Source organism: Bradyrhizobium sp. SZCCHNR1043 (assembly GCF_032489675.1).
Lineage (GTDB): Bacteria > Pseudomonadota > Alphaproteobacteria > Rhizobiales > Xanthobacteraceae > Bradyrhizobium.
The window spans coordinates 1-16,826 of sequence record NZ_JAUEYN010000024.1 but is presented as its reverse complement, the minus strand read 5'-3'; the positions used below and the strand labels follow the sequence as shown (position 1 = coordinate 16,826).

Annotated in this window: 17 protein-coding genes and 1 riboswitch; of the genes, 9 read left to right on the top strand and 8 right to left on the bottom strand. The window is 66.2% G+C overall.

Annotated elements, in window-relative coordinates; translation table 11 throughout:
• Positions 1 to 28 precede the first annotated feature (28 nt).
• The 3 genes from QX039_RS31680 (at position 29) to QX039_RS31670 (ending at position 3,604) form a co-directional block, all read left to right on the top strand.
• Positions 29 to 1,165, top strand: coding sequence for a hypothetical protein (locus QX039_RS31680; protein ID WP_315736245.1), 1,137 nt, complete (start codon positions 29 to 31; stop codon positions 1,163 to 1,165).
• A 113-nt stretch (positions 1,166 to 1,278) separates the two neighbouring features.
• Positions 1,279 to 1,509, top strand: a complete 231-nt coding sequence (locus tag QX039_RS31675) for a hypothetical protein (protein WP_315736244.1) — start codon at positions 1,279 to 1,281, stop codon at positions 1,507 to 1,509.
• 52 nt (positions 1,510 to 1,561) lie between these two features.
• On the top strand, positions 1,562 to 3,604 hold the full coding sequence (locus QX039_RS31670; RefSeq protein ID WP_315736243.1) for a S8 family serine peptidase: 2,043 nt from the start codon (positions 1,562 to 1,564) through the stop codon (positions 3,602 to 3,604).
• Between the two features lie 669 nt (positions 3,605 to 4,273).
• Here the strand turns inward: QX039_RS31670 and QX039_RS31665 are convergent.
• From QX039_RS31665 to QX039_RS31655, 3 genes are all read right to left on the bottom strand, one after another.
• On the bottom strand, positions 4,274 to 4,564 hold the full coding sequence (locus QX039_RS31665; RefSeq protein ID WP_315736242.1) for a GIY-YIG nuclease family protein: 291 nt from the start codon (positions 4,562 to 4,564) through the stop codon (positions 4,274 to 4,276).
• 105 nt (positions 4,565 to 4,669) lie between these two features.
• Positions 4,670 to 5,335: a methionine biosynthesis protein MetW gene (gene metW / locus QX039_RS31660; RefSeq protein WP_315736241.1), complete on the bottom strand. Its 666-nt coding sequence runs from the start codon at positions 5,333 to 5,335 to the stop codon at positions 4,670 to 4,672.
• A 3-nt stretch (positions 5,336 to 5,338) separates the two neighbouring features.
• Positions 5,339 to 6,553: a homoserine O-acetyltransferase gene (locus tag QX039_RS31655; protein WP_315736240.1), complete on the bottom strand. Its 1,215-nt coding sequence runs from the start codon at positions 6,551 to 6,553 to the stop codon at positions 5,339 to 5,341.
• Between the two features lie 91 nt (positions 6,554 to 6,644).
• Positions 6,645 to 6,724: riboswitch (SAM riboswitch) on the bottom strand.
• Positions 6,725 to 6,922: 198 nt separating this feature from the next.
• Between QX039_RS31655 and QX039_RS31650 the strand changes: the two genes are divergently transcribed.
• The 3 genes from QX039_RS31650 to QX039_RS31640 are packed head-to-tail and all read left to right on the top strand — an operon-like array spanning position 6,923 to position 9,823.
• A complete protein-coding gene (locus tag QX039_RS31650) occupies positions 6,923 to 7,756 on the top strand; it encodes a chorismate mutase (RefSeq protein WP_315736239.1) in 834 nt (277 codons plus the stop codon).
• Between the two features lie 37 nt (positions 7,757 to 7,793).
• Positions 7,794 to 8,891, top strand: coding sequence for a histidinol-phosphate transaminase (hisC, locus tag QX039_RS31645; RefSeq protein ID WP_315736238.1), 1,098 nt, complete (start codon positions 7,794 to 7,796; stop codon positions 8,889 to 8,891).
• A complete protein-coding gene (locus QX039_RS31640) occupies positions 8,888 to 9,823 on the top strand; it encodes a prephenate/arogenate dehydrogenase family protein (protein ID WP_315736237.1) in 936 nt (311 codons plus the stop codon). The genes hisC and QX039_RS31640 overlap by 4 nt, the downstream gene beginning before the upstream one ends.
• Before the next feature lie 5 nt (positions 9,824 to 9,828).
• Here the strand turns inward: QX039_RS31640 and QX039_RS31635 are convergent, their stop codons facing one another.
• A complete protein-coding gene (locus QX039_RS31635) occupies positions 9,829 to 11,013 on the bottom strand; it encodes a DUF2125 domain-containing protein (protein WP_315736236.1) in 1,185 nt (394 codons plus the stop codon).
• A gap of 99 nt (positions 11,014 to 11,112) precedes the next feature.
• Here QX039_RS31635 and QX039_RS31630 point away from each other — a divergent pair, with 99 nt between their 5' ends.
• Positions 11,113 to 11,715, top strand: a complete 603-nt coding sequence (locus QX039_RS31630; protein WP_409998895.1) for a gamma-glutamylcyclotransferase — start codon at positions 11,113 to 11,115, stop codon at positions 11,713 to 11,715.
• A 6-nt stretch (positions 11,716 to 11,721) separates the two neighbouring features.
• Here the strand turns inward: QX039_RS31630 and QX039_RS31625 are convergent, their stop codons facing one another.
• From QX039_RS31625 to ftsE, 4 genes are all read right to left on the bottom strand, one after another.
• A complete protein-coding gene (locus QX039_RS31625; protein WP_315736234.1) occupies positions 11,722 to 12,489 on the bottom strand; it encodes a lysophospholipid acyltransferase family protein in 768 nt (255 codons plus the stop codon).
• Between the two features lie 12 nt (positions 12,490 to 12,501).
• A complete protein-coding gene (locus QX039_RS31620; RefSeq protein WP_315736233.1) occupies positions 12,502 to 13,215 on the bottom strand; it encodes a YdcF family protein in 714 nt (237 codons plus the stop codon).
• Between the two features lie 255 nt (positions 13,216 to 13,470).
• Positions 13,471 to 14,439: an ABC transporter permease gene (locus QX039_RS31615; RefSeq protein WP_315736232.1), complete on the bottom strand. Its 969-nt coding sequence runs from the start codon at positions 14,437 to 14,439 to the stop codon at positions 13,471 to 13,473.
• Positions 14,432 to 15,091 (bottom strand): cell division ATP-binding protein FtsE, encoded by a 660-nt coding sequence (ftsE, locus tag QX039_RS31610; RefSeq protein WP_006615648.1) that lies wholly within the window; start codon positions 15,089 to 15,091, stop codon positions 14,432 to 14,434. Before ftsE ends, QX039_RS31615 begins: the two co-directional genes overlap by 8 nt.
• 214 nt (positions 15,092 to 15,305) lie before the next feature.
• Between ftsE and QX039_RS31605 the strand changes: the two genes are divergently transcribed.
• Positions 15,306 to 16,163: an MJ0042-type zinc finger domain-containing protein gene (locus QX039_RS31605; RefSeq protein ID WP_315737026.1), complete on the top strand. Its 858-nt coding sequence runs from the start codon at positions 15,306 to 15,308 to the stop codon at positions 16,161 to 16,163.
• A gap of 54 nt (positions 16,164 to 16,217) precedes the next feature.
• Positions 16,218 to 16,598, top strand: a complete 381-nt coding sequence (locus QX039_RS31600; RefSeq protein WP_315736231.1) for a response regulator — start codon at positions 16,218 to 16,220, stop codon at positions 16,596 to 16,598.
• The last annotated feature ends 228 nt before the right edge of the window (positions 16,599 to 16,826 follow it).

Genomic DNA, 16,826 nt, shown 5'->3' with positions numbered 1-16,826 from the left:
GGTCAGATAACGAGCGAGGAGGCTCAACATGAGTGGCATGCAGCAATCGACTGAGGACTTTGGTCAACTGAATCCCGAAGGGATCTTCGGCTCCGTTCTCGGCAGGTTCGCCGGACAAGCGATCGGACGTCTGATCGGCGGCAAGACCGGCCGGGACTTCGGCGGCGCCATCGGCGGAATCGCGGGCGGGTTCGCGCCGTTCTCCGTCGGCCCCGGCACCGAGCAGCCGTCGGAGATGGAGTTGCAGGGCTTCTGGAGCGTGCTCAAGAAGATCGGACAGGGCGTCCAGACCGGCCTCAATGTCGGCCACAACCTCGGCATCTTCAGCACCGATCCGCAGGCCGCCGCCGCGGCGCAGCCGACCGACATGGAGCTGCAGGGCTTCTGGAGCGTGCTCAAGAAGATCGGACAGGGCGCCCAGACCGGCCTCAACGTCGGCCACAACCTCGGCATCTTCAGCGTCGGTCCGCAAGCCGCCACCGCCGCGGCACAGCCGACCGACATGGAGCTGCAGGGCTTCTGGAGCGTGCTCAAGAAGATCGGTCAGGGCGTCCAGACCGGCATCAATGTCGGCCACAACCTCGGCATCTTCAGCACCGGTCCGCAAGCCGCCACCGCCGCGGCGCAGCCGACCGACATGGAACTGCAGGGCTTCTGGAGCGTGCTCAAGAAGATCGGTCAGGGCGTCCAGACCGGCATCAATGTCGGCCACAACCTCGGCATCTTCAGCACCGGTCCGCAAGCCGCTGCGGCGGCGCAGCCGACCGACATGGAGCTGCAGAGCTTCTGGAGCGTGCTCAAGAAGATCGGCCAGGGCGTCCAGACCGGCCTCGATGTCGGCCACAATCTCGGCATCTTCAGCGCCGGCCAGCCGGGCCAGCAGGCGGCGGCCGCGCAGCCGACCGACATGGAGCTGCAGAGCTTCTGGAGCGTGCTCAAGAAGATCGGACAGGGCGTCCAGACCGGCCTCGACGTCGGGCACAATCTCGGCATCTTCAGCGCCGGCCAGCCGGGCCAGCAGGCCGCGGCGCAGCCCACCGACATGGAGCTGCAGGGCTTCTGGAGCGTGCTGAAGAAGATCGGACAGGGCGCGCAGACCGGCCTCAACATCGGGCACACGCTCGGCATCTTCAGCACCGGCCAGCCCGCCGGCACGATGCACTAGGACGACCGATTGGAAGCAACGACCCGCGACATCGCAACGCGGGTCCAAGAGAGTGAAGCGGTGGGCGCACGAAAAGTCCGCCCACCGCCGACCTGACATGGAGGGAACGACGCATGGCGGATCCGAACTCAGAACAGGAATTCATCGTGCAAGGCGAGCCGGTCAAGTCCGGCCAGCTCGCTGATCACTTGAGCCGCGAGCCCAGCGTGAAACGCGTCGGTCAGGTCGCACCTGACGTCGTCATCCTGTCGATGACGAAGAGCCAGGCCGATCGCCTCCGATCGACTTTCAGCACGATCGTGGTGGAGCCGAACGCTCCGCTGAAACCCTTTGGCGCCGGCTGACTTCAGCGGCGCCTCCCGACGATGTCACGAGCGAGGATGAAGGAGCCCGCAAATGGCCGCACGAAGCAAGCCTGAAATCTCGGATCAGAAGGATGCGGCCGGCACGGCCGTCAACGGCACCGGAGCACAACCCGGAGCGGTGCAGCCGTCAGCCGAGGCCGCTGCCGCACCGCAGGCCGCAGCACGGGTGACCGCCGCATCAGCCCCAGCCGCACAAGGGACCAGCCGCAGCGACGGCGGCACGGCGGCGCCAGCAACGGGTCAACCCGGCGCAACGATCTCGCAACGGCGGGCGCAGTACATCCTGGCACCGCGCCAGCAGATGGGGCTTGGGACCTTCAGCGCCGACTTCATCGTCCAACAACTGACAAACAGCCCCGACATCGACGTGGTGAAGACAATTCAGCCGCCGCGCCTGCTCGGATTTCAGAGCGCCGACCCAGGACAAGCACCGCTCGGCCCGATGGTGCTGGCCCGCATGGCGCCCGACAAGGCCGAATTGCTGAAGGCCCAGGCCGGAGCACGGCTCGCGGTCGAGCGCGATGCGCCGCTCACCTACATGCTCGATCCGACCGTCCCCCAGGTGCCGGCGCCGCACCAGCTTCCCAATCCCGGCGTTCTCATTCCCTTGGCCGACGGGTTCTCGACGACGATCGAAGTGGTCGGCGAGAGCGGCCCGCTGCCGGAGGTGGAAGTGTACGTGTTCGGCAGCGTGTGGCCGGTTCAGGGCGTCACCGACGCCAGCGGCCGCGTCACGCTCAAGATTCAGGGCGAGACGCCCGACACCATCCGCTCGATCCTGATCAAGCCGCGGGTCGATTACTGGACCTTCTGGCTCGATCGTCCGCAACTGACCCCCGACAGCGTGAACCGCATCGCCGCGAAGACGCTCGGCGCCTATCTGCGCGGATTTCCCGGCCAGCAATTGCTGGGTTGGGGCCAGCGCGCGATGGGCCTCGATCGCCTGCCCCTCGCCTATAACGGCGCGGGAGTGAAGATTGCGGTGATCGATTCCGGCGCCGCGCCGACGCATCGCAATCTGCACAGCGTCACGATCGGCAAGAGCATCGTCGGCAATGATCCCGCGAGTTGGACCGTCGATACCATCGGTCACGGCTCGCATTGCGCCGGGATCATCGCCGGCGGACCGATCGGCTCCGGCGGAGGCATTCGCGGCTTCGCTCCGGCGGCCGAAATCCATGTCTGCCGGATCTTCCCGGGCGGCCGGTTCAGCGATCTCGTCTCGGCGCTCGACTACTGCATGGAGAATGGCATCGACGTCGCCAACATGAGTCTGGGCGGCGGCGAGCCGTCGCAGATCATCGAGGAGCGGATCTTGCGGGCCAAGCAGATGGGCCTCGCCTGTATCGTCGCCGCGGGAAACTCGTCGGGGCCGGTCCAGTTTCCGGGCTCGACGCCGCATTGCCTGGCGGTCGCCGCGATGGGCAAATGGGGCGAGTTTCCCGAGGACAGCTTCCACGCCCAGCAGGGGTTGGACGGCTTCCGGAGCGCCGACGGATATTTTCCGGCGAAGTTCAGTTGCTTCGGGCCGGAGATCGACGTCTGCGCGCCGGGCGTCGGCATCGTGTCCTCGCTGCCGACGGATGGCTTCGGGGCCTGGGACGGCACCTCGATGGCCACGCCGCACGTCACCGGCCTCGCCGCGCTCGTGCTGGCGCATCATCCCGACTTCAAGGGCCAGTTCGCGACACGCGACGCGCGGCGTGTGGAGCGGCTGTTCCAGATCCTGAAGGAGACATCGACGCCGCTGCAGTTCGGCGATCCCAACCGTTCGGGTGCCGGACTGCCGAACGCGATGCGCGCACTCGGCCTGGAAGCGGGCGTGGCCTCCGCGCCCACGGCCGATCCCTCGCTCGACGTTCTCCGTCGCCTGCTCGGACTGGCGCGCGGCGAGGCGCAGAGCGGCGCGACGTCTCCGACGCTGGTGCCGCAGGCGCCCAATGGCAAGCTCAACGGAGCCGGTTCGGTTGCCAGGGGCCCGGCAACGACGACCAGCGAGTGGTCCAGCCCGGCGGTCGGTGATCCCAGTCCGGCGCAGATCCGCGACATCATGCACAAGGTCGGCTTGCTGTAGATCACGGGGCAAGCCGTAGGAACGGCATCAGACGTTGCACGACGGGCAGTTTGCGCATGAGCCTCATGCACGGACTGCCCGTCGTGTTAGTTTGTCGCACGATCGCGGCTTGCGTCGTCGGCCAAATCAAGCGCAGATTTCCGCCCGTCCCGCCTCACTGCAAGAGGGGCGTATCGCGGTCGTCACGAACGCTGAGGTGGGATGCGGTGGGCGTGTCGGATTGCGCGTGGGGCTTCCTCGCGCGGACGAGCAATTCCGGCACGCACGGTCAAGTCGCGCGGTCCTGATACCCCGATGCTGGTATCCAGCGCGATGCGCGCAAGCGCATTGCGCGACACGGTGGCCAAAAAGCCCGGCGCACCGAGGAGAATGCGAAGCAGCCGTTCAACCATCGCGCAGGGAAGGCCGGGTGTTCCGGCTCGTACCTGTGGTTCCTGCCGCCTGCATTTTTTCCGCAGGCGGGCCATGGGTGCGGCCAGCATCCGGCCTTCCCTGCGCCTCTTCGCTATCGGAGGCGATGCATGACGCATAGCTCGGGCGCAGATGCGCCGCGGGGATGCGCAGCCTTGTCTCAGCCGCCATCGGCTCTTTGAAAAGTGAAATCCCGCCACCCCAAGCTCGTCATGGCCGGGCTTGTCCCGGCCATCCACGTCCGTCCTCGTGCACGCCTCAAGCTGTGATCCTATCGTAGAGATCGTCCCAGTCGGGATTGCTCGCAATGATCAGTCCAATCTTCCAGGCGCGCGACCAATGCTTGATGTTGTGCTCCCGTTGGATCGCGCTCTGAATGTCGTCGAAGACTTCAAAGTACACCAATCGCTTCAAGCCATACCGCCTGGTGAAGCCGTCAACCAAGCCGGATCGATGCTGAAAGACACGGCGCACGAGATCGCTGGTCACGCCGACATAGAGCGCACCGTTGGGACGATTAGTCATGAAGTACACGTAGCCGCCCGCCATCTCGCCATACTGCAAGACGTCATGGCCGGGACAAGCCCGGCCATGACGGCGGAGAGAGCGGGCCGCAAACTTGAACGAGGCGCCCAGCGAATGTCGCCCCTGCCCCTACCGCCCCTTCTCCGCCCTGCTCAGAAGAAACACCCCCTGCTCGCCGAACATGTTCCAGAACCACCAGGGCATGGCGACGCGCAAGGGACGGCCGTAACTATCAAGTGCGACGGCGCGCTCCATCTTGACGCCGATCTCGTCGCAGAGCTGGACGAAGTCCTTGATGGTGCAGAAATGGATGTTCGGCGTGTCGTACCAGGTGAAAGGCAGATTGTCGGTGCGCGGCATGTGGCCGCCGACCAGCAGCTGCAGCCGCAGCCGCCAGAAGCCGAAATTCGGGAAGGTGACGATGGCACGGCGGCCGATGCGCAGGAGATTTTCCAGCACCGTCTTGGGCCGCCGCGTCGCTTGCAGGGTCTGCGACAGGACCACGTAGTCGAACGCATCGTCGGGATAATCGACGAGATCGGTGTCAGCATCGCCCTGCACCACCGCGAGGCCCTTGGCGACACAATGGTTGACGCCCTCGCGCGACAGCTCGATGCCGCGGCCGTCGATGCCGCGGCTCTCGAGCAGCTGCAGCAGGTCACCGTCGCCGCAGCCGATGTCGAGCACCTTGGAGCCGCTCTCGACCATGCCGGCGATCAGGAGATGATCGGGCCGATAGGCCAGCACCTCGCCGCCGGAGAATCCGTTCAGCGGCAGCACACCCTGCATGCTCATGTCTCAGCCTCCCGTCGCGACCTTGAGGCCGCGCGCCTTGCCGGCGGAATCGAGAAAAGCGCTGGCGATCTCGAAGAACTCGGGGACGTCGAGCAGGAACGCGTCGTGCCCCCTGTCGGTCTCGATCTCGGCAAACGACACGCGCGCGCTGGACGCGTTGAGCGCATGCACCAGCGCCCGCGACTCCGAAGTCGGAAACAGCCAGTCGCTGGTGAAGGACACCACGCAAAAGCGCGTCTTGATGCCGCGGAACGCCGCCGCCAGCACGCCATCGTGGTCGCCGGCGATGTCGAAATAGTCCATCGCCCGCGTCAGATAGAGATAGGAGTTGGCGTCGAAGCGCTCGACGAAGGACGAGCCCTGATAGCGCAGATAGCTCTCGACCTGGAAGTCGGCGTCGAACGAGAACGTCGGCAACTCGCGGTCTTGCATGCGGCGGCCGAACTTGCGATGCAGGGCGGCATCCGACAGATAAGTGATATGCGCGGCCATCCGTGCCACCGCGAGGCCGCGATGCGGATGAGTGCCCTTGTCGCCGTAGCGGCCGTGGTCCCAGTCGGGATCGGCCATGACGGCCTGGCGGCCGAGCTCGTGGAAGGCGATGTTCTGTGCCGAGTGCCGCGTGGCGCAGGCGATCGCGAGCGTGGCGAACACGCGCTGCGGATAGGCCACCGTCCATTGCAGCGCCTGCATGCCGCCCATCGAGCCGCCGACCACGGCGAACAGCGTGTCGATGCCGAGATGGTCGATCAGCATCGCCTGCGCCCGCACCATGTCGGGGATGGTGATGATCGGGAAATCGAGCCCCCAGACCTTGCCGGTCGCAGGGTTCAGCGAGGCCGGGCCGGTCGAGCCCATGCAGCCGCCAATCACGTTCGAGCAGATGATGAAATAGCGGCTGGGATCGAGCGGACGGCCGGGGCCGACCAGCGTCTCCCACCAGCCCGGCTTGCCGGTGACCGGATGACGGTTGGCGACGTGCTGGTCGCCGGTCAGCGCGTGGCAGACCAGGACCGCGTTCGACTTGTCGGCGTTGAGCTCGCCATAGGTCTGGTAGGCGATCTGGAACGGCGACAGGTCGACGCCGCAATCGAGCCTGAGCGGCTTGTCGGCACCGAACTGCGCGACCAGCGAGCTCGGATGATCGACCTCGTGCGAGCGCTCTTCGGGCGCAATCGTGCGCAGCGCGGAGGTGGGTTTCGGCGTCAGGCCTGTCATGTCTCTCACCCCGGCCATCCGGCAAGGGCTCCCGAACCACGTGACACATCAGGCCATGAAAAACCCGGCCTGAACTGGGGTTCGGCCGGGATCGATAACGTCCCCGGCCTGTTTAGCGAGTTTTTTAACGTGGCTGCAAGCCGGCCGGCTCAAATGACCACGGAACAGGCAGAAACTAGTCCCGCGGGCGCTCCTCGTCAAGGCAAGCTCGGGTTGACCGCCGATCGGGCGCCCCATGGCTGCAGGTCAGCCAAGCCTAGGCAGCACGAGGTAAACTTGCTGTTGCGCACGTCCCCCGCATCGGAGAGAACGGCATCCGTTCCAGTCCGCCGCGCGTTGACCCGCGGCCTGCGAAGAGTGACCCTGCCCATGTCGACCCCGCCGCCAGCCCCTCCCTCGCTCGCCGATTTGCGCAAGGAGATCGACGCGATCGACGAGCAGGTCCATCAGCTCCTGATGAACAGGGCCGACATCATCGACCGGCTGATCAAGGTCAAGAAGACCCAGGAGGTCGGCTCGGCGTTCCGCCCGGCGCGAGAGGCCGACATGATGCGGCGCCTGGTGCAGCGCCATCGCGGCATCCTGCCGCTCGACACCGTCGAGGGCATCTGGCGCGTGATCGTCTCGACGTTCACTTACGTGCAGGCGCCGTTCTCGGTTCACGCCGACGTGTCGGTCGGCGAATCCGCGATGCGCGATTCCGCCAGGTTCCATTTCGGCTTCGTGGTGCCTTATGTCGCCCATTTCAGCGCCCAGGCCGCCGTCGAAGCCGTGGCGCGCTCGAAGGGCGATCTCGCGCTGGTGTCGACGACCTCGGGGCATACGCCGTGGTGGATCACGCTGGAGCCCGCGGGCGCGCCGAAGATCATCGCGCGGATGCCGTTCATCGAGCGGGCCGACCATCCGGCGGCGCTGCCGGTGTTCGCGATCTCGCGCGTCGCGGACGACGCGCTGGTGCTGGAGGTCGAGACCTGGAGCATCCGCGTCTCCGGCTGGAATGCGCAGGTGTCCCGCGCGCTGTCGCCGCTCGCCGACGTCATCGCGGTGCCCGATACCGCCTTTGACGGCGCGGCGCTGTTGGTGTCGATCGAGTCGCCGTCGAACCTCGACAAGATCAAGGCTGCCCTGATCGCGGCGGGCGCCTCGGTGCGCTCGACGGCCCTCGTCGGCGGCCATGCGAAACGCTATACGGTTCCCAGCTGAGACGCCCCGCGCCAGTGATGATTTTCCGGAGTTGACGATGAACCGCCCCGTGCCGAATCCCGGCATCCTCGACATTGCGCCCTACACGCCGGGCAAGAGCCCGAAGCCCGAGCCGGGCCGCAAGGTGTTCAAGCTGTCGGCGAACGAGACTCCGTTCGGTCCTTCACCCAAGGCGATCGAGGCCTTCAAGAGCGCGGCCACACATCTGGAGGATTATCCGGAAGGCACCTCGCGGGTGCTGCGCGAGGCGATCGGCCGCACCTATGGCCTCGATCCCGGCCGCATCGTCTGCGGCGCCGGCTCCGACGAGATCCTGAATCTGCTGGCACACACCTTTCTCGGGCAAGGCGACGAGGCGATCTCGACCGCGCACGGCTTCCTGGTCTATCCGATCGCGACCATGGGCTGCGGCGCCAGGAACGTGGTTGCCGCCGAGACCGAGTATCGCACCGACGTCGACGCGATCCTGGCCGCGGTGACGCCGCGCACCAAGCTCGTGTGGCTCGCCAATCCGAACAACCCGACCGGCACCTACATCCCGTTCGACGAGGTCAAGCGGCTGCGCGCCGGCCTTCCCTCGCATGTCGTGCTGGTGCTCGACGCCGCCTATGCCGACTACGTCTCGCGCAACGATTATGAGTTCGGGATCGAGCTGGTCGCCACGACCGAGAACACCGTCGTCACCCACACCTTTTCCAAGATCCACGGCCTCGCAGCGCTCCGCGTCGGCTGGATGCTCGGCCCGGCGCACATCGTCGATGCCATCAACCGCATCCGCGGGCCGTTCAACGTCTCCTCGCCCGCGATGCTCGCTGCGGTCGCCGCGATCGAGGACACCGCGCATCAGCAGATGTCGAAGGCACACACCGAGACCTGGCGCAACTGGCTCACTGAGGAGATCGGCAGGCTCGGGCTGAAGGTGACGCCGAGCGTCACCAACTTCATCCTGATCCACTTCCCGACCGAGAAGGGCCGCACCGCGGTCGAGGCCGACGAATTCCTGACACGGCGCGGCCTCGTGCTGCGCGCGCTCGCCAACTACAAGTTGCCGAATGCGCTGCGCATGACGATCGGCACCGAGGAGGCCAATCGTCTGGTCGTCGAGGCTCTCAGCGAATTCATGAGGACGAAGTGAGCGTCGCGGGACGGTTCGAACGCATCGCGCTGATCGGCTTCGGCCTGATCGGCGGCTCGATCGCGCGCGCGGCGCGGCTGCAAGGCATGGCCGGCGAAATCGTCACCACGGCGCGTTCGGACAAGACCCGCGCCCGCGTGACCGAGCTCGGCATCGTCGACCGCGTCGTTGCGAGCAATGCCGAGGCGGTCAAGGATGCCGACCTCGTCATCCTCTGCATTCCCGTCGGCGCGTGCGGTCCCGTGGCCGAAGAGATCGCGCCGCATCTGAAGCCCGGCGCCATCGTCTCCGACGTCGGCTCCGTGAAGGGCGCCATCGTTCGCGACATGGCGCCGCACCTGCCGGCGCATGTTCATTTCGTACCGGCGCATCCGGTCGCCGGCACCGAGAATTCGGGACCGGACTCCGGCTTCGCCGAGCTGTTCATCAACCGCTGGTGCATCCTGACGCCGCCCGACGGTGTAGATGCCAACGCGATCGATCGTCTGCGCGCGTTCTGGGCCGCGCTTGGCGCCAAGGTCGAGATCATGACGCCGGATCATCATGACCGCGTGCTCGCGATCACCAGCCACCTGCCGCATCTGATCGCCTACACCATCGTCGGCACCGCCGACGAGCTGGCGCAGGTGACCGAGTCCGAGGTGATCAAGTTCTCCGCCGGCGGCTTTCGCGATTTCACCCGCATCGCCGCCTCCGACCCGACGATGTGGCGCGACATCTTCCTGAGCAACAAGGATGCCGTGCTCGACATGCTCGGCACCTTCACCGAGGACCTCTCCAAGCTGACGCGGGCGATCCGCCGCGGCGACGGCGATGCGCTGTTCGATCACTTCACCCGCACCCGTGCGATCCGCCGCGGCATCGTCGATATCGGCCAGGATTCGGCGGCGCCGGACTTCGGCCGGCCGCTGCCGCAGTTGAAGAAGCCCTGAAGGCTTCAGAACAGCGGTGGGACGCGGGCGACCTTGAACGGACCGAGCACCACGACCCCGTCGGCGAAGCGCAACGGGAAGGTCCGCGCCTTGCGCCCTTCGAGGGTGGCCTCCTTGCCGAGCGCATTGATGCCGAGCGCGACGCCGACGTTGGCGTTCTGCTTAACGACCTTGCCGAGGCCGGGAATCGCGCGGTCGAGCGCACCGAGCAGGTTGTTGACGTCTTGCGACTTCACACCCGGCGCTACGCGATCGAGCGTCCCCTGCGGCACGCCGTTTTCGAGCATCTTGTCGAGACCGAGCGCCGGAATGACCTTTTCGATCCCCGCGACCGTCATCTGCACTTCGCCATCGATGCCGCCATTGGCGGTCAGGCTGAGCGTGCCCGACGCGACGGCCAGCAGCTCGCCCTGCTGGATGCGCGACTGGACGATCTCGACATGACCGCCCGCCGCCTGGATCTCGCGAAACCGCTCCGGCCAGGGTTTGGGCCTGAAGTCCTTGAGACCCGTGACGCGGGCCTGGACGTCGGTATTGAACGGTTCGGCAAGCAGAGGATGGCTGCCTTGGATGCTGCCGTTCGCGATCTGCAACGCGGTCTCCAGCACCGGATGGTCGGACGGCGAGCCCTCGGCAACACGGCCGTGCAATTCGGCATGATCGGCGCGCGCGGCGGGCACCGCAGTGTTGCCCTCGATGCGGTCGATGGTCGGTTGTTCGAACACGAGGTCGGCGCGCTGCGGCGGCCCTGGCAGACCGCGGACACTGGCCTCACCGACGCGCCAGTTCACGGAGAACGAGGCCGGTCCGCGACCGTCGGCGATCATAGCGGGTCCCTTGAACTCCGCGATGACCCGCTTCGGGTCCCACACCTGTGCGACGACGAGAATCTCGTCGAGCTTGGCGTTCATCAAGGGCGTGCCGGCGGCCTGCGAAAACAGGGCTACGTTCGGATCCGTACAGCGGACCTCGAGCCGGAACGGAAAGCCGGCGACCGAGCGGTTCGCGCAATCGAAGACGCGGCCGGACTTCGCTTCGCGCGCACGCCAGGCGTCGGCCTGGACATCCACTTGCGAAGCGGCGAAGAACCAGAATGCGCTCCACGCGACGGCGGCGATCAGGAGCAGGACGGGAGCTATGAAAAGCCCCCAGCGAGAGCGCCTGCGCGGCGGTTGCGGCAAACGAGACATGCAGGACACCCTTTGGGCAGCAATTTTGGCAATTCGGCGATCACGGATTGTGTATCTAGATTAACAATTCGCGAGCACCACACTTAGGCCTCCGCATTGATGTCCGCAATGACCCTCTCCGAACGCGACCTTCCCCACGGCGACCTCTGGGTCTTCGGCTACGGCTCGCTGATGTGGCGACCCGGATTCGCCTTTCTCGAGCAGGTGCCGGCGCGGTTGATCGGCGAGCATCGCGCGCTCTGTGTGTATTCGTTCGTCCACCGCGGAACGCCGGAGAAGCCCGGCCTCGTGCTCGGTCTCGATCGCGGCGGCGCGTGTCGCGGCATTGCGTTTCGGGTGGCAGGAGACAAGCGCGACGAGACCATCGCGTATTTGCGGGCGCGTGAGCAGGTGACCTCGGTGTATCGCGAAGTGACGCGCTCGGTATGGCTGGAGAACGACGCCCGCGAGCGGGTGAGCGCGCTGGTCTACGTGGTCGATCGCGGCCATGTGCAATATGCCGGCCGGTTGTCGCCGCAGGAACAGTTGCGCCATGTGCGTCAGGGTCACGGCCAGTCCGGCGCCAATCGCGACTACGTGATCTCGACTGTGAAGGCGATCGAGGCGCAGGGCCTTCGCGACACGCAGTTGCATCGGCTCGCAACGATGCTGCACGATGACGGCCATTCGCTGCATCCTGCGCCGGAAGGTGCGCCGCCATAGCACGCGTCAAGCTTTCACCGCCGCCGCTATGCGGCCGAACAGGCGGGCCTGCTCGGCCTGCCCTGCGGCGACCAGCCGATTGGTGGCCTCCTCGATCACGCTTTGGATCCGCTGCATGAATTCATCGCGTGGCAGGCCCGGCGGCAGCGGATCAAGAAACTCCACCACAAGCGTGCCCGGATAGCGCAGGAATGTGCGACGCGGCCAGAACAGCCCTGAGTTCAGCGCCACCGGCAGGCACGGCACGCCGCAATCCGTATAGATCAAGCCGACCCCGCCCTTGTAGTCCGGCGGTGCGCCCGCCGGGCGCCGCGTGCCTTCCGGAAAAATCACAAACTGACGGCCGTGCTTCACCTCCTCCGCCGCCCGCCGCATCACCTGCTTCAACGCGCGGGCGCCGGAGCTGCGGTCGATCGCGATCATGTCCGCCTTGACCAGATATTGTCCGAACAAGGGAATCCGCAGCAGCTCGCGTTTGAGAACGAAGAACGGCGCATCGAAGAAATGCAGCAGCGAGATCGTCTCCCACATCGACTGATGCTTGGCGGCGACGATAAGCGGCCCCTTCGGGATCTTTTCGACGCCGCGATATTCGACGCGGATGTTGCAGACGACGCGCATCAACAAAATGTTGCTCTGCGCCCACCAATTGGCGACGCGCAGCAGCGCCTTGCGGGGCATCGCCAGGGTCGGCAACGCGATCAGCGCCCAGAGCACGAAGTTCGGGTAGAACAGGATGTTGAACAGCAGCGAACGCAGGAAGATCGAGACCATCAGAAACCCAGTTCAATTGGCTTGCGCCGTCGTCGGTCGGCGCGCCACCGAGCCGGTTGGCGGATCGACCTCGGGCGCGAGATCGAGGCCGAGATCGGCCAGCCGCAGCCGCATCTCGGCGGCGACAAATTTGGCATATTCGGACAGCAGAAGTCGCAGCGTCGGCGCGCTGGTCCACCACGGCTCGTCACGCCATTTCTCGCCGACGACGGCGTACGGAATGAGATCCATGCTCGGCATCGCATGCGACAGTTCGACGATGGCCCGCGGCATGTGATAGTTCGACGTCACCACGATCAGCGACTTGAAGCCGCGCTCGCTGGCCCACCGCCGCGTCTGCGCGGCGTTGCTGCGGGTGTTGATCGCCGAATAATCCAGATCGACGCAGCAGTTGATGAATGATCGCGCCTCGGGCAGCGACCTGGTGATGTTGCTGGCCTCGTTGGTCGGGTGCACGCCGGAGATCAGCAGCCGCCGGCCATAGCCTCCCGCTAGGAGTTCCACCGCGTCCGACACGCGCGACGAGCCGCCGGTCAGGACCACGATTCCGTCCGCCTTTCGCTCGGGCTGGATCTCGGCACCGCGCAATTGCGAGAGGAAGCCGACGAAACCGACCGCGGCGACGAAGAAGCCGAGCCCGAGTGTCGCCACGGCGCCCGCGAGCGTCCGCCACACCGCCACGGTGAGCGGCAGCTTTCGCCTGCTATGGTCGGTCTCCGGCTCCATGCAACGCCTGGCTTGTCCTTGCCTGCCTGCGCGCGGCGCCATGCCGTCGCGCGATCCCGTCGTTCAAGTCCGGGAACGCAGGCAGGTTTCGCCGGCCTCCCGATCACGTTCGCTCGCCGCCGATCCTGGCGCGCGACCTCCGCCGTGTTCGTGACCCAGCTCACCCCGTCCTGCCTCACCCCGGCGCAGACGATTTTAGGCGGTTTTCGGGCCAAGTGAAATCCGCAACGAGACGGCTGGGGATAGAAGCCGCCATCAGTCGATGCTCGCCAGCGTCGTGAACAGGGTCCGGCGTGCGGCCCAGCCGGTCACCGCGGCGATCACGATGGCCTGCAGCGCGATCGCGACATAGCCGAGCGGGCGCAGCGAGAACGTCCCGAGCAATGCCGCAAACTGATCGCCGACGGGGGTGCCGGAGAACCAATTGGCGATCGACTCCGAGAACCCGAATCCGAGCATCGCAAGGCCGCCGCCGATCACGCCCCCCTCCAGTCCGAGCTGCAAAAAGTGCCGCAGGAAGTGATTGGCGATGTAGCGGTCACCGGCGCCGACGAAATGCAGCACCTCGACGATCGGCCGGTTCGCGGCCATCGCGCCGCGGGTCGCGAACGACACCGAGATGATGGTGGCCGCGATCACCAGCACGAGAATGCCGAAGCCTGCAAACAGGGTAGCACCGGTCATCGAGCGCATGCGCTCGATCCAGGCGCGGTGGTCATCCACGCTGGCGGTCGGCGCAACCTGGGTCACGCGGGCGCGCAGGGCGTTGAGATCGAAGCTGGTGCCGGGCTGGACGCGTGCGATGATGACGCGGGGCACCGGAAGCTCATCGAACGACAAGCCGCTGCCGAGCCACGGCTCCAGCAGCTTGCTCGATTCCTCCTTCGTGAATGGCCGGACCTCCACGATTCCGGACTGCGCCCGCATCGCCTCCGTCACCAGGGCAATGTCGCGCTCGAGATCCCGGCCGGTCTTGGGGCGAACCTGAACCGTGATCTCGCTCGCCACCTCCGACTGCCATTCGGCCGCGGACTCGCTGACCAGCAGCACGCCGCCGGTCGTGATCGAGGCCAGGAAGGTCATGATCGCCACCACGGCGACCAGCGCACGGCCCGCGATCGAGGCGCGCGGCACGATCGGCGACACGATGCGGGCCTGCGCCGGCAGTTGCGGGCGGTCGTCGCCGAGATCGACCAGGAGGCCGCGATCGTCTACGCTACTCATAGATGTGCAATCGTCCCTGATGCAGCACCAGCCGGCGGGCCTCGTATTGGTCCATCAGCGTGATGTCATGGGTTGCGATGATCACCGCCGTGCCCGAGCGGTTCAGTTCGATGAACAGCCGCAGCAGGCGGCGGCCGAGCGTCGGATCGACGTTGCCGGTCGGCTCGTCCGCGAGCAGCAGCTGCGGCCGCGAGATCACGGCGCGCGCGATCGCCGCGCGCTGCTTCTCACCACCCGACAGGATCGGCGGCAGCGCATCCATGCGCTCGCCGAGGCCGACCCATTTCAGGAGGTCGATGACCTCCTTGCGATAGCTTGACTCGTCGCGACCCATGACGCGAAACGGCAACGCCACGTTCTCATAGGTCGTCATGTGGTCGAGCAGCCGGAAGTCCTGCAGCACGATGCCGATGCGCTTGCGCAGATCGGCGATCTCTTCCTTGCTGAGCAGCGAGATGTCGTAGCCGAACAGATTGACCAGACCGCGGGTCGGCCGCAGCGACAGGAACAGCAGCTTCAGCAGCGAGGTCTTGCCGGCGCCCGACGGGCCGGTGAGAAACTGGAAGGAATGGGCGGGAATCTGGAAACTGAGGTCGCGGAGAATCTCCGGCCCCAATCCATAGCGCAGCCCAACATTTTCGAACCGAACCAAAGCGTCAGCTCCGTTCGACCGCGTGCGCGGCAGACCCGCACGCTCCAAGCTCAGCGGTACGATGGCCCGATTGAGCGCCCGTTATGGTTTCCGGTTCGTTAACGGTCGCCGTGTACCATTGGCGCGATTGAGTTCCGAAGTTCGTCGACATGGCGGTCCTTGTAGCACGAACTGTCGGAAACAAAGCGGCAATGGCCGTTGGAGAACAGGCGCGATGTTCATCGTTTGCCCTCATTGTACGACATCTTATGCCATCGACTTGGCAACCCTGGGTATGGCTGGCCGCAGCGTACGCTGTTCCCGTTGCAAGGAGGTCTGGCTGGCGCGACCGGAGGATGCGGTCGAGGCGCCCGCCCCCATGCCCGCCATGGCGGAGGCCGGCGCGGCGGCCGCGCCCCGTGACGCCGCCGACGAGTGGGAAGCCCTCGCCCGCCAGGAAGAAGATGACGGCGGACGGTCGCCCGAGGTGGAAAGTCCGCCGCTGGCCGCCGGCTGGCCTGACGATGCCCTCGCCGAGCCCGACGACGACACGGCCGATGCCGAGCAGCCGGCGCAGGGCGGGGCTTCGCGCCTCGCCGGTCTCCGCAAGCTCATCAGGCGCCCGACGTTGCCGGATTTCCCAGGCAATAAGCTGTTGAACCTGCCGGTGCTGACGGCCGCCATGGCGGCGCTCACGATTGCGCTCGTGGTGTGGCGCGCCGACGTCGTCAGGCTGCTGCCGCAGACGGCGTCGTTCTACAAGCTGGTCGGGCTCGAGGTGAACCTGCGCGGCCTGAACTTCAAGGACCTGAAGGTGGCGACCGAAACCGTCGACGGCAAGCCGGTGCTGGTGATCGAGGGAACGATCGTCAGCCTGACGAAGAAATCGGTCGATCTGCCGCGGTTGCGTTTCAGCGTCCGTGACGCGCAGGGCACCGAGATCTACGCCTGGAACACGCTGCTCGATCAGACCGCGCTCAAGCCCGGCGAGCGCACGACGTTCAAGTCGCGGCTCGCCTCGCCCCCTCCCGAAGGCCGCAATATCGATATACGGTTCTTCAACCGGCGCGACCTCGCCGCCGGCAGTGCATGATGGTTCCGGTCTCGCGGCTCTCTCGCGGGGCCCACGACACGGAGACGAAACGACATGTCGCGCGTGCTGATCGCCGACGACGAAGATTCGATGCGGACCTTGGTCGCGCGCGCCATTGCCATGGATGGACATGAGATCGTGACGGCGCAGGACGGTGCCGAGGCGCTCGACATCCTGACGCGCGAGGCCGGCGCCTTCGACCTGCTGCTGACCGACATCCAGATGCCCATCATGGACGGCATCGCGCTGGCGCTGTCGGCAGCACGCGATTTTCCCGATTTGACCATCCTGCTGATGACGGGCTTTGCCCATCAGCGCGAGCGCGCGTCGAATCTCAGCGCGATCGCTCACGACGTCATCACCAAGCCGTTCTCGGTCGCCGATATCAGAACCGCGGTCGCCGACGCGCTGGCGTCGAAGGCGGGCAAGGCGTAGCGCGCCAACGATAATCCTCGACGTTGCTGCAGTCCGCGCTGTCATCCCTGCGAACGCAGGGATCCATTGCCACCGCCGCCGTTGAGGGACAAGACTGGTCCCACATCTCGCGCCATCACATCTCCCTGGGGGTATGGGTCCCGGGTCGGCACCACGCCGTCGCTTCGCGCCATCGCGGCTTGCCCGGGACGACAGCGATGGGTGCGATGGAGCGCGGACATGCCTGAT

Bases quoted from the DNA above. Each gene is read 5' to 3' on its own strand.
- QX039_RS31625 (WP_315736234.1), bottom strand. From the start codon at position 12,489: ATGGTCTCGATCTTCCTGCGTTCGCTGCTGTTCAACATCCTGTTCTAC.
- QX039_RS31600 (WP_315736231.1), top strand. From the start codon at position 16,218: ATGTCGCGCGTGCTGATCGCCGACGACGAAGATTCGATGCGGACCTTG.
- hisC (WP_315736238.1), top strand. From the start codon at position 7,794: ATGAACCGCCCCGTGCCGAATCCCGGCATCCTCGACATTGCGCCCTAC.
- QX039_RS31670 (WP_315736243.1), top strand. From the start codon at position 1,562: ATGGCCGCACGAAGCAAGCCTGAAATCTCGGATCAGAAGGATGCGGCC.
- QX039_RS31655 (WP_315736240.1), bottom strand. From the start codon at position 6,553: ATGACAGGCCTGACGCCGAAACCCACCTCCGCGCTGCGCACGATTGCG.
- QX039_RS31650 (WP_315736239.1), top strand. From the start codon at position 6,923: ATGTCGACCCCGCCGCCAGCCCCTCCCTCGCTCGCCGATTTGCGCAAG.
- QX039_RS31635 (WP_315736236.1), bottom strand. From the start codon at position 11,013: ATGTCTCGTTTGCCGCAACCGCCGCGCAGGCGCTCTCGCTGGGGGCTT.
- QX039_RS31675 (WP_315736244.1), top strand. From the start codon at position 1,279: ATGGCGGATCCGAACTCAGAACAGGAATTCATCGTGCAAGGCGAGCCG.
- QX039_RS31630 (WP_409998895.1), top strand. From the start codon at position 11,113: ATGTCCGCAATGACCCTCTCCGAACGCGACCTTCCCCACGGCGACCTC.
- QX039_RS31665 (WP_315736242.1), bottom strand. From the start codon at position 4,564: ATGGCGGGCGGCTACGTGTACTTCATGACTAATCGTCCCAACGGTGCG.
- QX039_RS31680 (WP_315736245.1), top strand. From the start codon at position 29: ATGAGTGGCATGCAGCAATCGACTGAGGACTTTGGTCAACTGAATCCC.
- QX039_RS31620 (WP_315736233.1), bottom strand. From the start codon at position 13,215: ATGGAGCCGGAGACCGACCATAGCAGGCGAAAGCTGCCGCTCACCGTG.
- metW (WP_315736241.1), bottom strand. From the start codon at position 5,335: ATGAGCATGCAGGGTGTGCTGCCGCTGAACGGATTCTCCGGCGGCGAG.
- QX039_RS31615 (WP_315736232.1), bottom strand. From the start codon at position 14,439: ATGAGTAGCGTAGACGATCGCGGCCTCCTGGTCGATCTCGGCGACGAC.
- QX039_RS31605 (WP_315737026.1), top strand. From the start codon at position 15,306: ATGTTCATCGTTTGCCCTCATTGTACGACATCTTATGCCATCGACTTG.